The organism is Variovorax soli NBRC 106424, assembly GCF_001591385.1.
GTDB lineage: Bacteria > Pseudomonadota > Gammaproteobacteria > Burkholderiales > Burkholderiaceae_C > Variovorax > Variovorax soli.
In genome coordinates this window covers 1-15,092 of record NZ_BCUU01000069.1, presented here as the reverse complement: position 1 = coordinate 15,092, position 15,092 = coordinate 1, and the positions used below count along the sequence as shown (strand labels likewise).

Genomic DNA, 15,092 nt, shown 5'->3' with positions numbered 1-15,092 from the left:
TCCTCTCTGCCCCCCATGGGGGCGCAGGCCTGCCTTGGGGCGGCCCGGCGGCGGGCCTGACCATGCGCTTCATCTTCAAGACCAGTTACGCGCAGGACATCCAGTTGGCCAAGCATGGCGGCCATGTGTTCTGGTATGGACTCTTGTGCGTCCTGCTGGTGCTCGCGCCCTGGCTGGTGGACGAGTACTGGCTCGCGCAGCTGACCTTCGTGCTGATCTACGGCGTGGTGGGCCTGGGCCTGATGCTGCTGGCCGGCTTCACGGGGCAGTTCTCCATCGGCCATGCGGCGTTTCTCGGCACCGGCGCCTACACGCAGGCGGTGCTGTCCAACATGGGGGTGCCGTTTCCGCTGGCCATGGTCGGTGCGGCCGCGCTGTCGGCGGCGGTGGGCGTGCTGGTGGGCTTGCCGGCGCTGCGGCTCAAGGGCATCTACCTGGGCATTGCCACGCTGTCCTTCGGCTTCATCGTCGAGGAAGTCTTTGCCCGCTGGGAAAGCGTGACCGGCGGCAACTCGGGCCTGCATGTGAAGCAGGCGCAGGTCTTCGGCTGGGAGCTGGGCTCGGGCAACGGCTTCTACTTCCTGTGCCTGGTGGTGGCGGTGCTGTGCACGCTGGCCATCCTGAACCTGCTGCGCTCGCCCACCGGCCGCGCCTTTGTCGCCATTCGCGATTCGGAGGTCTCGGCGCAGAGCATGGGCATCCACCTGGCGCGCTACAAGACCTTGTCCTTCGCCATTTCGGCGGCGCTGGCCGGGCTGGGCGGGGCGCTGTATGCGCACAAGCTGAGCTTCATCTCGCCCGACCAGTTCAGCATCCTGCAGTCCATCGATTTGCTGCTGCTGGTGGTGATCGGCGGGCTGGGCTCGGTGCACGGGGCCTTTCTGGGCGCTATCTTTCTCATCTCGATGCCGCAGCTCATCGCCATGTCCAAGGACTGGCTGCCGCCGGTGATCGGGCAGGCGCCGGGCCTGCAGGGGCTGGTGTATGGCCTGGTGCTGATCGCCTTCGTGCTGTTCGAGCCGCTGGGCTTCTACGGGCGCTGGCTGAAGATCCGCACCTGGCTGCAGCTGTTTCCGTTCTATCGGCGCGGCTTGTTCAAGCGCCAGAAGTCCTTCACCAAGTCGGATCGCCTCAGATGAGCACGGACATCCTCCTGTCGGCGCAGGACCTGAGCGTGCGCTTCGGCGGCGTGCTGGCGGTCAACAAGGTGAGCTTCGAGGTGCGGCGCGGCGAGGTGTTCACGCTCATCGGGCCCAACGGCGCCGGCAAGACGACGGTGTTCAACCTCATCAGCCGCATCTACAACCCGACGACGGGCAGCATCACCTGGCATGGCGGCGAAGGCGGCGCGCCGCTGGCCTTGACGCAGCAGGCGCCGCACGCGATTGCGGCGCTGGGCATTGCGCGCACGTTCCAGAACATCGAGCTGTTCGAGCATGCGACGGTCTTGCACAACCTGCTGATCGGCCGGCACGTGCATCGCAAGACGGGATTCTGGAGCGAGGTGTTCTTCACCCAGGCCACGCGGCGCGCGGAGATCGAGGCGCGCGAGACGGCCGAGCGGGTGATCGAATTGCTGGACCTGCAGCATCACCGCGATTCGATGGTGGCGGGGCTGCCGTACGGGGTGCGCAAGGTGGTGGAGCTGGCGCGGGCGCTGTGCACCGAGCCCAAGCTGCTGCTGCTGGACGAGCCGTCGTCGGGCCTGAACGTGGAAGAGACGGCGGACATGGCGTTCTGGATCCAGGACATCCAGCAGGAGCTGGGCATTTCGGTGTTGATGGTGGAGCACGACATGTCGCTGGTGTCCAAGGTGTCGGACCGGGTGCTGGCGATGAATCAGGGCGAAGTGCTGGCGATGGGGTCGCCGCGTGAAGTGCAGTCGGACCCCAAGGTGGTCGAGGCTTATCTTGGGACGGTGGACGACGTGAGTAGTTTGCGGAGGGCGGCATGACGGCTGTTGCGCGCGCGGTTGTTGCCAGTGGAAGCGCCGCCCGGCATGCGATGCGCGCGGCAGGCCTTCACTGTGCCGGTCGCTTCGCGACTCCCTTGCGCTGCTCGGGGCGAGCGGGGTCCGCGCAAACTCGCTCCGCTTCGCTGCGCTCAAACAGTGCGCGGCCCTTGATCCGCTCGCCCCTGCGCTGCTCAGCGGCCCAGAGGCGGCCTGCCGCGCGCATCGCATGCCGGGCTCGTGGCAGTGCCGGCGGGGCAAGGTGCGCAACCACCGCAGGGGTTGCTGCCCGCCCTCATGCCGAGGCGAAGCCGATGGCATGTTCCCGACGACGGTTGTTGCGGTGGGGGGTGGGATGCGCTGGGGGCCGCCTCTGGGTCGCTGAGGAGCGCAGGCTTCGGGGGCTGCGCGCAAGGGCACCTTGCGCGCTTCGTCATCTAGCTCATCGCGGCTGTCTGAACGGAGCTGCGCAGCAGCGCAGTGAGTTCCGCGATGCAGCCCCCGAAGCCGAGCACCGCAAGGAAGCCCGAAGGGCCGACCCAGTGAAGGCCCCCAGCGCATCCCACCCCCCACCGCGCCCCCGCCATCAGCACAAAGCAGGACAAACGCTATGACGGACGAAATCCTGCAACTGCAAAACGTGGAAAGCGCCTACGGCCCCATCAAGGCAATCAGAGGCGTGAGCCTGAAGGTGCGAAAGGGAGAAATCGCCACCGTCCTGGGCTCGAACGGCGCCGGCAAGACAACCATCCTCAAGACCATCTCCGGCATCATCGATCCCAGAAAAGGCACCGTCGAATTCAAGGGCCAGAGCATCACCGCCAAGGACCCCGCCCACATCGTCCAGCAGGGCCTGTCGCACGTGCCGGAAGGCCGCGAAGTCTTTCCGCTTCTGTCGGTGAAGGACAACCTGCTCATGGGCGCCTACACCCGTAAGAACCGCGACGAGGTGGCGCGCGACATTGAAACCGTCTTCGCCTACTTTCCCATTCTTCGCGAGCGCGCCGGGCAGGAAGCGGGCCTGCTCTCCGGCGGCCAGCAGCAGATGCTCGCCATCTCCCGCGCCATCATGGCCGCGCCCGAACTCATCCTGCTGGACGAGCCCAGCCTGGGCCTCTCGCCCAAGCTCACCAAGGAAATCTTCGAGATCGTCGTGCGGATCAACCGCGAGCGCGGCACCACCATCCTGCTGGTCGAGCAGAACGCCAACATGGCGCTCAACGCCTCCGACTACGGCTATGTGCTCGAGAACGGCCGCATCGTGCTCGAGGACACCTGCGAACGGCTGCGCGAGAAGGAAGACATCAAGGAGTTCTACCTCGGCATGAAGGAAGAAGGCGTGCGCGGCGAGCGGCGCTGGAAGAAAAAGAAGACCTGGCGATAGAGATTCAACGGGAAGGCAGCACCATCATGTTGAAAGGCCTCTGGGACACCCAGCACATCCAGCCGCGCACCGGCATCGTGGTGCCCGGCGAGACCGTTCCCGCCGTGTTCTGGAACGCCGTGGCCGCGCGCGGCGACAAGGTGTGGATGCGCCAGAAGCACCTGGGCATCTGGCGCACCTGGACCTGGAAGCAGACCGCCGATGCCGTGCGCGAAATCGCCGCCGGCCTGCTGTCGCTGGGCCTGGCGCCGGGCGAGTGCGTGTCCATCCTGTCGAACACCGTCATCGAGTGGGTGCTGGCCGACCTGGCGGTGCTCAGCTGCGCCGGCGTGTCCAACGGCATCTACCCGACCGACGCCGCCTCGCAGGTGCACTACCTGTGCGAAGACTCGCAAACGCGCGTGCTCTTCGTGGAAGACGACGAGCAGCTCGACAAGGCGCTGGAGGTGCGCACGCAACTGCCCCTGCTGCGAAAGATCGTGGTGTTCGACATGGAAGGCCTGCGCGGTTTCCACGACCCGGGCGTGATGAGCCTGGACGACCTGCGCGCGCTGGGCCGCGCGTACCTGCAGCAGCATCCCGGCGCGGTCGAGGAGCGCGTGCAGCAGTGCCGGCCCGAAGACCTGGCCATCCTGGTCTACACCTCCGGCACCACCGGCAAGCCCAAGGGCGCCATGCACAGCCATGCGGGGCTGGTGTTCACCGCGCGCGGCTACAACACGCTCATCGCCCAGGACGAGCGCGACGAGCGCATGTGCTTCCTGCCGCTGTGCCACATCGCCGAGCGCATGGGCGGCGAGTACTTCGCCCTGTACACCGGCTCCATCCTCAACTTCGTCGAGAACCCCGAGACGGTGCCCGAGAACGTGCGCGAGATTTCACCCACCGTGTTCACCGCCGTGCCGCGCGTGTGGGAAAAATTCTATTCGGGCGTGATGATCGCGCTGAAGGAGGCCAGCGCCGTGCAGCAGGCGGCCTACGCCTGGAGCATCGGCGTGGGCGAGCAGATCGCCGCCAAGGTGATGGCGGGCGAGGCGGTGGGCGGCGCCCTGCGCCTGAAGTTCCGCCTGGCCCGCGCGCTGGCGCTGGACAACGTGCGAAAGCTCATCGGCATCCACCGCGCGCGCTTTCTCGTGACCGGCGCGGCGCCCATCTCGCCGGAGCTGGTCAAGTGGTACCTGTCGCTGGGCGTGCCCATGCTGGAGGTGTGGGGCATGACCGAGACCTGCGGCGCTTCCACCGGCATGCCGGTGGGCCGCATCAAGCCCGGCTCCATCGGCCAGGCGGCCGGCTACAACGAGGTGCGCGTCGACCCCGCCACGGGTGAGATTCTGGTGCGCGGGCCCAATGTGTTCATGGGCTACCTGCACCTGCCCGAGAAGACGGCCGAGACCATCGACGAGGGCGGGTGGCTGCACACCGGTGACGTGGGCAGCATCGACGATGAGGGTTTTCTGCGTATCACCGACCGCATGAAGGACATCATCATCACCGCAGGCGGAAAGAACATCACCCCCAGCGAGCTGGAGAACGAACTCAAGTTCAGCCCCTACGTCACCGATGCGGTGGTCATCGGCGACAAGCGTCCCTACCTCACGGTGATCATCATGATCGACCAGGAGAACGTCGAGAAATACGCGCAGGACCACGACGTGCCGTTCAGCAACTACGAGAGCCTCACGCGCGCCAAGGAGGTGCAGGAACTCATCCAGGGCGAGCTCGACCGCGTCAATGCCAAGTTCGCCCGGGTGGAGCAGATCAAGAAGTTCTTCCTGCTCGAGACGCAGCTTTCCGCCGAGGACGAGGAACTCACGCCCACCATGAAGCTCAAGCGCAAGCTGGTGCAGACCAAGTACGCGCAGCGCATCGAAGCCATGTATGGCTGACTCGAAAGAGCTTCAGTCCGGTTTTCGCTACCCATCCATCACGAGGAGACAAGCATGAAGAAGATGAAGTTCGGCAATCTCTCGCTTCTGGCACTGGCCGCGGTGGCCCTGGCGGCGAGCGGCGCGGTTTTCGCGCAGCAGGGCGTGAGCAAGGACGAGATCCGCATTGGCACGATTCAAGACCTGTCGGGCCCGCTGGCCGGCTTCGGCAAGCAGTCGCGCAACGGCATGCAGCTGGCGGTGGACGAGATCAACGAGCAGGGCGGCATCAACGGCCGCAAGCTCAAGCTCTACGTGGAAGACTCGGGCTACGACCCGAAGAAGGCCGTGCTGGCGGCGCAGAAGCTGGTCAACCAGGACAAGATCTTCATCATGGCCGGCCACATCGGCACCGCGCAGAACATGGCGGCCATGCCGGTGCAGTTCGAGAAGAACGTGGTCAACTTCTTTCCCATCACGGCGGCGCGCGAGATGTACGAGCCGTTCAACCGCCTGAAGTACTCCTTCGCCGCCACCTACTACGACCAGATCCGCCTGGCCCTGCCCAAGATGATCAAGGACAAGGGCGCCAAGCGCGTGTGCACCATCTACCAGGACGACGAGTTCGGCCTGGAGGTGCAGCGCGGCGCTGAGGCGGGGCTGAAGTCGGCCAACATGGAGCTGGTGGAGAAGACATCGTTCAAGCGCGGCGCCACCGACTTCTCTTCCCAGGTGGCGAAGATGAAGGCGGCCAATTGCGACCTGGTGGTGCTGGGCACCATCATCCGCGAGACCATCGGCACCGTGGGCGAGGCGCGCAAGACCGGCTTCAACCCCACCTTCCTGGGCTCCAGCGCCGCCTACACCGACCTCATCCACAAGCTGGGCGGCAAGGCCATGGACGGCATCTACGCCACCATGACGGTGCAGAACCCCTACACCGACGAGCAGTCGCAGCCCATCCGCTTCTGGGCCAACAAGTACAAGACCAAGTTCAACGAGGACCCCACCGTGTTCTCGGTGTACGGCTACTCCATCATCCAGTCCTTCGCCAAGGCGGCCGAGAAGACCGGCGCCAACCTCAGCACCGACAGCTTCATCAAGGTGATGGACAGCATGACGTTCGAGCCCGACATGTTCGGCAGCGCCAAGGCCACCTACACCGCGACCAAGCGCCTGGGCAGCGACCTGTCGCGCCTGTCGCAGATCCAGGACGGCAAGTGGAAGGTGGTGTCGGACTACGTGGCGCCCTGAGGTCTTCTGAGGAATTGCGCGGGCTCCGGCTCAGCCAGAGGGGCTCCGCGCTAACCGAGTTGGGCCGGCATGGAGTGATGCTCGTGCGTCACCCACCATCGCCCGTTCTTCTTGCGCAAGCCGAGCGTCAACCTGCAATGCGCCTGATCACCGCCAATTCGTAGCAACCCGTGCGCGAAGGCGACCTGGTCGCTCGACTCGATATTGACTTCCTCGACTCTAAAGCGGGCCGGGCCGGCGGCGGTGTGAGCGAAGAACAGCCCCCAAGTCCGGCGATAGGCTTCGATTCCGCGCTCCTGGAGGGGCTCCGGCACGTCGAACATGACGATGTCCTCGACGCGATCGGCTGTGACCCCTTCCAGATCACCGCGACAGATCGCCTCTGTCCAGCGGGCAATCAGATCCAGGATGGCGGCGTCGTCGGTAGGCTGGGACATGTCAATTCTCCGTGGCAGGCCTGGATCGCTGCTTCTCGTTCCATCGGAGCGCGGCCCATGCGAAAAGGACGGTGGATGTCAGCAAGATGGCCGCACCGGCTGCCATGGCGAGGCCGAAGCCGGAGGTGAACGCCGATTGCGCCGATGCACGCAACTGGTCTCCCGCGGCAGCGCTCAGTCCTGCGGCGATGTCGAGCGCGCCGCCCAGGGTGTCACGCGCTGATTCGACGTCCCGCGGGTCCAGGCCTGCTGGTGCAACGATCAAGGCGCGATATGCCGCGATCCCGATGCTTCCGAACACCGCCACGCCCAGTGACCCGCCGAGGTCGGCGCCTGTTTCAGAGATGGCGGCGGCGGCGCCTGCCTTTTCTGCAGGCGCTGCAGCCAGCACCAGATCCGTTGCCAAGGTGACGACGGCGGCGACCCCGATGCCCAGCAGCACCATGCCTGAAATGAGGACTCCCAAGCCGAACGAACCGGGTGGCAGAGCCATGACCGCCAACCCCGTCGTCGTCAGCAGGAGCGCACCGCAAGCGACACGCGATGGCGGAAAGTACTTCGAAAGTGCCGCGGCCCCCAGACATCCGGCGACTGAACCAGCCGCCGCCGGAACGGTCCACAGGCCCGCGGACAGCGGTGAGAGGCCCATCACCAGTTGCAGGTACTGCGCAACCAGAAGTGAGGCGCCCACCCACGCGAAAAGAGAGAGTGAATTGGCGGCGAGCGCAGTGGAGAACGCCGCGTTGCGGAACAGCCCCAAGTCCACGAGCGGTGCATCCAGGCGGCGTTGCCGCCGCAGGAACGATCTGCCAGCTGTCAGGCCCGCCATCAGCGACAGGCCTGCCATCACGGTGAGACCGTGCTCGGCAAACTGCTTCAGCGCAAAGGTGAGCGCCAGCAAGCTGGCCATCGATTGCCCGATGCCCAGAAGGTCGTAGGGAAACCCGGTGCGCTCGACGAACTCCGGCAAGCAGATGGGTCCGAGCAGCAGCAACAGGAGCATGATGGGAATGCCGATCAGGAAGATCGAACCCCACCAGAAGAACTCGAGAAGAAGGCCGCCGACAATGGGCCCGAGGACACCACCCAGCGTGAAGCAGGTGGTCCAGATGCCGATGGCGATACTGCGCTGCCGTGCGTTCGTGAACATGTTGCGGATGAGCGCCAACGTCGAGGGAAGCAGGGTGGCCCCGGCAATCCCGAGGAGCGCCCGCGCCCCGACAAGCATGGCCGGAGTCGTCGCAAGAGCGGCAAGCCCTGAGACAAGGCCGAATGCCAGAGCACCGAGCAGCAGCAGCTTGCGCCGACCGATTCGATCGCCGATCGCCCCCATGGGAATCAAGGCGCCGGCCAACAGGAATCCATAGATGTCGGAGATCCAGAGAAGCTCGGCACTGCCGGGCCGAAGAGCAGCACTCAGTGATGGCGTGGCCAGAAACAGGATGCTCATGTCCATCGAGACCAGCAGCGTCGGAAGGGCCAGCACTGCCAGTCCAGCCCATTCGCTGCGGCCTGCCAATCGCGAGGTGTCGTCCATGGAGCCTCCTGTAGCTGGGCGAATTTGCCCGCCATCGCACAATTAACGTAGCGATCGCTATAGTAGAGGTCTGAGATGTGACGTCAAGATATTTATAGGGATCGATACAAAATGCCAAGAGGGCGACCGCGAGCGTTCGACAAGGATCGGGCGCTGGACACAGCGATGCGAATGTTCTGGCGAAACGGGTACGAAGGCGTGTCCATCGCAGCCCTTTCTGCGGAGATCGGCGTGACTGTTCCGAGCCTGTACCTGGCGTTCGGGAACAAGGAAAGCCTGTTCATGCAAGCAGTCGCCCACTATGAGCGATACAGCCAGCATCTTTATCAGAGGGCCTTCGCTCGGGCTTCGGCGCGGGAGGTTGCCTTGCAGATCCTGATGGGTGAAGTCGAATTGGTTGCGGGCAAAGACACGCCCGAAGGCTGCCTGATGGTTCAAGGCGCTCTGGCCACCAGCCCGGAGAGCGAACCCGTTCGGCTTGCCATGGCCAAGCTTCGACGGGACGCCGAGTCGGCCGTGGCTGCCCGGTTCGAGCGAGCTCGCGACGAAGGTGACCTGCCGCCTGGCTGGAGCCCGCGATCGCTGGCAAGCTATCTCATGACCGTTGCGACCGGCATTGCCGTACAGGCCAAGACGGGATTGCCTCGCAAGCGACTTCTTCAAGTCGTAGAGATGGCCATGTTGATCTGGCCTGCGCCCTTAGGCTCTGAAACGGTGTCCCACCGGATGCGGGCGGGACTTAGTCAAGGCTAAATGGCACGGCCGCGCAGCATGCACGGATGTCGTCAACCAGCGATCGCTTCGGGTCGTCCATGTCGCCTGGTGGAACCGTGCACCGGCTCATTTCCCATCATCCATCGCCAGCCGTTTCTGCACCGCCTGGAAAACGGGGCCGCGTGCAAGTTTCAGGGCCTGTCCTCTTTGCGCACTTTCTGGCGAGATCGTCGAGGTCACGGCGACGACCAGGCCCAGTGGCGCATGCACCCAGACAAGCTGGCCCGCATAGCCGCTGGCGAAGAAGGTGGAGGCCGAGGGCGCCCACCAGAAAAGGCCGTACGGCACGTTGACCGGCGGTCCGCCTGCGCTTTGAGGCTTCACCGCCTGCGCTGCGAACCCGGCCGGAAGCAAGGGCTGCCCATCGGCCCACTGCCCGTCCCTCAGCAGCAGATGGCCCATCTTCGCCATGTCCACGGTGCGCATCGACGCCAGGCCATGCGAATAGGCCGGAGTCCGCATGGAAAGTGGCTTCACGATCTGTTCGCCCGCCAGTTCGGCAGCGGGGCGGCCGGTGGCTCGCTCCAGGATGGCCTGGACCATCGCAGGCCCGCTGTTGTCGTAGGCGAAGCGCTGGCCCGGTTCCGCGCGCATCGGCCGGGCCCAGGCGGCGGCCGGCCGGGCGGGCGCCGCCGTTCCGCCGCTGTCGTTTACCTCGAAGCCGGTGGTCATGCCCAGCAGGTGCCTGAGCGTGATCGACGCCGCACGCGGGTCCGGATTGAGCGGCCTCCATTCGGGCATGAGCTCGACCACCGGCTGGTCCAGCGAGGCGAGCTGCCCGCGCTTCACGGCCGTCCCCACGAGGAGCGCCAGCGCGCTCTTGGTGACCGACTGGGTATTTCGCAGCGCGTCGCGGTCGCCGTCGCGGTAGTACTCGTACACCGTGCGGCCCCGCAGGACGACGACCAGGCTCTGGACATCGCCCCACTCCGTGGCGCCCATGCCCTGGTCGACGTGCTCGAAGGCGGCCAGGTCCAGGCGCTGCTCTTCGGGCGTCGAGGTCCGCCAGGCCGGCATCTCCCCGGTGGCGGCTGCGGCAGGTGCGCCGGCCATCGCAGCCATCGAGGAAGAAAGAAACCAGGCGAGAAGTCTTCGCATGCCGGACCTCGATCGAGTCGGTGGTTGATGATGACGGCCACGCCCGCAAGGCGTCAGCCCGCCCGCATTCTGCCGGCTCCCCATGCGCCTCGCTGCCGATGCCCCGGCAGGCGATGCTGGCGGCGATTCTCCTTCAGGGAAAACCTGCCCTGACGCGGCCCTGCGCGCAGATAGACTCGCGCGCTTTGCCATGTGGAGGGGGCCCATGCAGCTGGAGATCGCGCAGTCCACGCCCACGGCCGCCAGCGTCGGCCGGCTCGTGCAGGCGCATTACGGCCTGGGGGAAGTCGTCGAGAGCGAGTTCCTGCGGCGCAGTTTCAACCAGGTCTATCGCCTGCGCCTGGCGGACGGCCGCCAGGTGGTCGCGCGCCTGAGCGCGCAGCGGCCGCGCGGCGCGCCCAATGTCCAGTTCGAGGCGCAGGTGCTGTCGCACCTGGCAGCGCAGGGCATCCAGGTGTCGCGGTGCCTTCGCACGACGAACGGCAGCGTCGCCGTTCGCGTGGCGCTGCCCGAGGGCGAGTGTGCGTTGATGGTCTTCGAATTCCTGGAGGGCGAGTTCACCGGTGAGTCGACCGAGGACATCCAGGCTTTCGCGCGCGGTCTGGCGGCCTTGCATGCCGCGGGCGACAGCTACCGCGGGGCCGCCAGCGCCTATGTGCTGGACCTCGACTACCTGCTGCTGAGCCCGCTGGAGAACCTGTTGCGCGCCCCCTCGATGACCAGCGAACTGCAGCCCCAGTTCGAGGAACTGGGCCGGCGCCTGCACGAGCGCATCCAGTCGCTCGGCGACCTGGACCGCGTGCTGTGCCACGGCGACGCGCACGGCATGAACAACTTCATCGTTCCCTCGGCGCAGGGCGGGCGCGAAGCCGTCTTCTTCGACTTCGATGAGGCGGGGCCCGGCTACCTGGCTTATGAGCTGGCGGTGTACCCCTGGGTCCTGTGGCCGCGTTCGCCCGACGAGGCGCCCGGCGAGAAAGTGCTGCGCCGCTGGCGCGATTTTCTGGGCGCCTACCGCGAGGCGAGGCCGGTGGCCGATGCGGACCTGCGTGCCATTGCCCCCTTCATGGCGGTGCGGCAGTTCTGGCTGCTGGGCGAGTATGCGGGCCGCGTGCCGCAGTGGGGCTCCCAGGCCATGCCGACCAGCTACCTGCGCCGCCAGGCCGCCATGCTGCGCCAGTGGGAGAGCCTGGCGCTTCCCTTGTCGTTGTGACAAGCGCGAATTCCCCGGGTGATCCCTGAGTGCCCGCGCGCCGGCTTGCCCTTAGCCTGCAGGTCTTTCAAGAACAACCGCGAGAGACAAAGAATGCATAGTGCGATTGCTGTTCTGGCTGTGGGTCTGGTTCTGGCCTGCGTGGCGTCCCTCACGTTCATCTACAGGCATCAGAAGGCCCGCCAGTCGGCGGCCGTCGACGAAGGCATCCAGCAGGCGCGCGAGTAGCAGCGCCGGCCCTAGTCAGCCAGCGCCAGTTCCTTCGGCACCTGGAAGTTGGTGTGGCGCGTGAGGAAGCGCATGCTGCAATCGCCGATCTGGATCACGTCGCCGTGGTGCAGCGCCCACTGTTTCACCCAGTGGCCGTTGACCCGCGTGCCGTTGCTGCTGCCCAGATCGATGAGCCAGGTGGTGCTGCCTTCGACGCGAAGCTCCATGTGGTGACGGCTCACCCGGGGGTGGTCGATGCGGATGTCGTTGCTTGCGTCGCGGCCGATGAGCGTTCGCTCGTCGGTCAGTTCGATCTGCCTGGGCGTGCTGTTCTTTCGCATGAGGAGCAGGCGGGCCATCTGGAGGTTCTCTTGTAAGACTTTTGGTTGCAACGAAGTGTAACCCAAAGTCTTACTGGATACCCATCCAATCCAGCACGAAAGCGTGCGCTTCGCGCAGCGCGGCGGGGCTTATCCCTAGCGAATCACCACCGAGAGCGTGGTTCCAGCGGGAACGCGCACCACTTCCGAGTAGAAGGTTCCGGCGGACGGCCGCACCAGCGGAACGCTGCCATAGCTTGCAATCTCGCCGGGCAGCTGGGGCGGCACCTGGCGGCTCCAGGCCCAGTCCAAGGGGTTGATCGGAATGAGCGAGAACTGCGCGTCGTGCCACGCCGGAAATCCATAGCCGCCCGGCGCGTCCGGCCCGAGCAGGGCGCCGGCCGTCACGGCGAAGCGGCGGAAAGCCTGGCCGAAGGACGAGGAAGGCACCGACGCGCGCAGCGCCTCGTCCACCAGCACCTGCGAATCGGCATGCTGCGCGCGCGTGAGCAGGTCCTTGAAGAAGGCCGTGCCGTGCTGGCGCAGCAGGTAGCCGCCGAAGGTGCCGGCCACGCTGTAGCTCTCGCAATGCGGGTCGTCGCCGGAGAACTGCAGCATCGGGCAGTTGTAGTTGCCGGCCAGGTAGGTGGGCAGGCGCCCCTCGCGGATGCTGTTGAACACGGGGCTCAGGTGCATGGAGACGAAGTCCTCGGCCATCATGGCCGTCATCTCTTCCAGCCAGGTGTCGAAGGGGCCGCCGCCGCCCGCGGCCACGTTGCGGCGGTAGAAGTTCTGCATGTGCGTCAGCTCGTGCGCCACATTGCTGAGCGTCACGCGCGTGTCGAGCGTCGCGACGTTGGGGGCGTTGAGCACCAGGGCCAGCGATTCGTTGCTCCCCGCGATTGCGACATGGTTGTTGAGCCCCCAGAAGTAGCCCTGGTCGGCCGAATGGGCGGCGCCGAAGTCCAGCAGCACGATGTCGACCCAGTGGTGGCCAGCGGGCAGGTACCGGGCGGGCGCATCGTGCGGCCCCCAGAGCGGGCCGCCGAGGGCGACGATGGCCTCGTAGATGCCGCCGCTGCGGGCCACGCCCTGCAGCACGGTCTCGACGATGGTGGCGTCTACCCGCCCTGCGCCGAAGTGGCCGTTCTCGACCCAGACGTTGAACACCATGCCGTCGCCGGCGGCCCGCTGCCCGACGAGCGAGACCCGGTGCTCGGACCCGTCGGTGTGCAGCCAGGCGCGGGTGTCGTTCAGGGCGGGCGGCGCATCGGGCGCGGGCGCCGCCTTGCGCACGACCGGGCTCGGCTTGCTCGCCAGCGATGCCGGCACGTTCTTCCAGCCGGTGCGGTTGAATTCCTGCGCCGCTTCGTGCGGGGAAGGCGCCGCACCGGCGATGGCCGGGGCAGACGGCTTCGATGCCGCCGGGGCCACCGGGTCAGGGCTCGATTCGTTGCTGAACACGAGGGTGACCGGCTGCCCGTTCAACCCGGTGATGTAGACGGGCACGTCCTGGGCGCTGGCGCTGCCGTTGCTCTTTTCCCAGATGCCGATGCCTTGCCCGGCGTACCGCGTCGCGCTGAGCGCTGCGCATCCGGTGCAACTGGGGCTGACGCCGCTGTCGGTGGTGACTGGATGCGCCTGGCCGCCCGATGTGGACGGGGCACTTTCGCCCGACGAGCCGCCGCCTCCACCGCCGCAGGCGGCCAGCATGGCGGCGGCCATGAGTACGGACAAGCCGGTCAGCGCGGCAGAGGTGAATCGACCTTCGAACATGGAGTTCGAAGTCTGGTGGCGCACCCCCGATCGGGACGGGCCGATCAAGGCTGGAAATCACGCTCTGTTCGCGCTTTCGTTCGAGCGAACAGCCGGCCTCAGTGTCTAGAAATCGACCTTCTCGTACTGCTCGACCTGGCAGTCCCAGCTGCCCGGCTTCGTCGCGCAGACCGAATAGCCAGGGGCCGGCTTGTACGCGGTGCATGCGCCCAGCAGCGCGGAGAGGAGCAGGGTACCCAGGAGTCTCGGGATCATGGAACGGATTCTGCCGCCACCGCGCTTGCAACATGCAGGCGGCCGACCGATATTGAGGCCATGACCGCCGTTGGCCGCACCCTCGCGCCGCACAACTGGCCGGCCGTGCTGCTGCACGGCTGGGCGCGTGCCGTCTTGCTGATGATGGCCGGCGCGGCGCTGCTCTTCGCCTCGGCATTCGAGCAGGCCCGCGCCCAGCCCGGCGGCGCAGCCGACAACAAGCGCATCGCCCTGGTCATCGGCAATGCGCGCTACCCGAAGGTGCCGCTGGCCAATCCGGAGAACGATGCCCGCCTGATCGCCGCGCGCCTGCGCGCGCTCGGCTTCGAGGTGACGGACCAGTACAACCTGGGCGTGGTGCAGTTCCGCCGCGTGCTGCGCGACTTTGCGCGTCGCGTGCAGCAGGACGATGCCATCGCGGTGCTCTACTACGCCGGCCATGGTGTGCAGATCGACGGGCGCAACTTCCTGCTGCCGGTGGACATCAACCTGCGCGACCAGGAAGAGGTGAAGGACGAGTCGGTGGACATCGACGAGCTGTTCATCGGCCGCATCGACAAGGTGGGTTCCTTTCCGCGCATCGTGATCCTCGATGCGTGCCGCAACAACCCCTTCGCCGGCAAGACGCGCAACATCCGCTCGGCCGGCGGCCTGGCGGAGATGGGCGCGCGCGGCACGCTCATTGCCTTTGCGTCGGCGCCCGGCGCGGCGGCGGAAGACGGGCCCGACGGCGGCAACAGCGTCTACAGCAAGAGCCTGGCCGAGGAGATGATGGCACCGGGCATCGAGGTGGAGCAGATGTTCAAGAACGTGCGGGTGCGCGTGCTGCGCGACACCGAGGGGCGGCAGCTGCCGTGGGTGAACACCTCGCTCACCTCGGACTTCAGCTTCAATCCATCATCGGGCGCGGCGGGGCGTGCTGCAGGCGCTGCCGGCGCGGCTGGTGCACGGCAAGGCGGCGCCCCGAGGCCGGCGGCGCAGCCGCCCAAGGACATCGAGACGGCGCTCGAGAATGCCC

General features: G+C 66.4%; 15 protein-coding genes. 9 read left to right on the top strand and 6 right to left on the bottom strand.

The genetic code is table 11. The features are described from left to right. Positions 1-62: 62 nt before the first annotated feature. The 5 genes from VSO01S_RS18445 (at position 63) to VSO01S_RS18425 (ending at position 6,454) form a co-directional block, all read left to right on the top strand. Positions 63-1,139 (top strand): branched-chain amino acid ABC transporter permease, encoded by a 1,077-nt coding sequence (locus tag VSO01S_RS18445; RefSeq protein ID WP_068644274.1) that lies wholly within the window; start codon positions 63-65, stop codon positions 1,137-1,139. Next, positions 1,136-1,954, top strand: coding sequence for an ABC transporter ATP-binding protein (locus VSO01S_RS18440; RefSeq protein WP_068644273.1), 819 nt, complete (start codon positions 1,136-1,138; stop codon positions 1,952-1,954). The genes VSO01S_RS18445 and VSO01S_RS18440 overlap by 4 nt, the downstream gene beginning before the upstream one ends. Before the next feature lie 607 nt (positions 1,955-2,561). Further along, entirely contained in the window at positions 2,562-3,335 is a 774-nt protein-coding gene (locus VSO01S_RS18435; RefSeq protein WP_068644272.1) for an ABC transporter ATP-binding protein, read from the top strand. A gap of 26 nt (positions 3,336-3,361) precedes the next feature. Next, positions 3,362-5,221: an AMP-dependent synthetase/ligase gene (locus tag VSO01S_RS18430; RefSeq protein ID WP_068644271.1), complete on the top strand. Its 1,860-nt coding sequence runs from the start codon at positions 3,362-3,364 to the stop codon at positions 5,219-5,221. Positions 5,222-5,275: 54 nt separating this feature from the next. Further along, positions 5,276-6,454: an ABC transporter substrate-binding protein gene (locus VSO01S_RS18425; RefSeq protein WP_373282909.1), complete on the top strand. Its 1,179-nt coding sequence runs from the start codon at positions 5,276-5,278 to the stop codon at positions 6,452-6,454. 50 nt (positions 6,455-6,504) lie between these two features. Here VSO01S_RS18425 and VSO01S_RS18420 read toward each other — a convergent pair whose 3' ends face one another. Then, positions 6,505-6,891 carry a YybH family protein gene (locus VSO01S_RS18420; protein ID WP_068644270.1) on the bottom strand — a complete coding sequence of 129 codons (387 nt, stop codon included), beginning with the start codon at positions 6,889-6,891 and terminating at the stop codon, positions 6,505-6,507. A gap of 1 nt (position 6,892) precedes the next feature. Next, on the bottom strand, positions 6,893-8,428 hold the full coding sequence (locus VSO01S_RS18415) for an MFS transporter (protein WP_068644269.1): 1,536 nt from the start codon (positions 8,426-8,428) through the stop codon (positions 6,893-6,895). Positions 8,429-8,593: 165 nt separating this feature from the next. On the opposite strand from VSO01S_RS18415, the gene VSO01S_RS18410 reads away from it, so the two are divergent. Beyond that, complete coding sequence (locus tag VSO01S_RS18410) at positions 8,594-9,181, top strand: TetR/AcrR family transcriptional regulator (protein WP_161944456.1); 588 nt, start codon at positions 8,594-8,596, stop codon at positions 9,179-9,181. 87 nt (positions 9,182-9,268) lie between these two features. Here the strand turns inward: VSO01S_RS18410 and VSO01S_RS18405 are convergent, their stop codons facing one another. Further along, positions 9,269-10,300, bottom strand: coding sequence for a serine hydrolase domain-containing protein (locus VSO01S_RS18405; protein WP_068644267.1), 1,032 nt, complete (start codon positions 10,298-10,300; stop codon positions 9,269-9,271). Positions 10,301-10,505: 205 nt separating this feature from the next. Between VSO01S_RS18405 and VSO01S_RS18400 the strand changes: the two genes are divergently transcribed. Both VSO01S_RS18400 and VSO01S_RS28175 read left to right on the top strand, forming a co-directional pair. Next, a complete protein-coding gene (locus VSO01S_RS18400; RefSeq protein ID WP_068644266.1) occupies positions 10,506-11,513 on the top strand; it encodes a phosphotransferase enzyme family protein in 1,008 nt (335 codons plus the stop codon). 93 nt (positions 11,514-11,606) lie between these two features. Further along, positions 11,607-11,741, top strand: a complete 135-nt coding sequence (locus VSO01S_RS28175; RefSeq protein WP_281179842.1) for a hypothetical protein — start codon at positions 11,607-11,609, stop codon at positions 11,739-11,741. 11 nt (positions 11,742-11,752) lie between these two features. Here the strand turns inward: VSO01S_RS28175 and VSO01S_RS18395 are convergent, their stop codons facing one another. The 3 genes from VSO01S_RS18395 to VSO01S_RS27560 form a co-directional block, all read right to left on the bottom strand. Then, a complete protein-coding gene (locus VSO01S_RS18395) occupies positions 11,753-12,082 on the bottom strand; it encodes an FHA domain-containing protein (protein WP_068644265.1) in 330 nt (109 codons plus the stop codon). Between the two features lie 117 nt (positions 12,083-12,199). Beyond that, a complete protein-coding gene (locus VSO01S_RS18390) occupies positions 12,200-13,819 on the bottom strand; it encodes a M30 family zinc metallopeptidase (protein ID WP_068644264.1) in 1,620 nt (539 codons plus the stop codon). Between the two features lie 105 nt (positions 13,820-13,924). Next, on the bottom strand, positions 13,925-14,074 hold the full coding sequence (locus VSO01S_RS27560; protein WP_161944455.1) for a hypothetical protein: 150 nt from the start codon (positions 14,072-14,074) through the stop codon (positions 13,925-13,927). 60 nt (positions 14,075-14,134) lie between these two features. Here VSO01S_RS27560 and VSO01S_RS18385 point away from each other — a divergent pair. After that, positions 14,135-15,092, top strand: a 958-nt coding sequence (locus VSO01S_RS18385) for a caspase family protein (RefSeq protein ID WP_161944454.1), incomplete at its 3' end; no start/stop codon positions are given.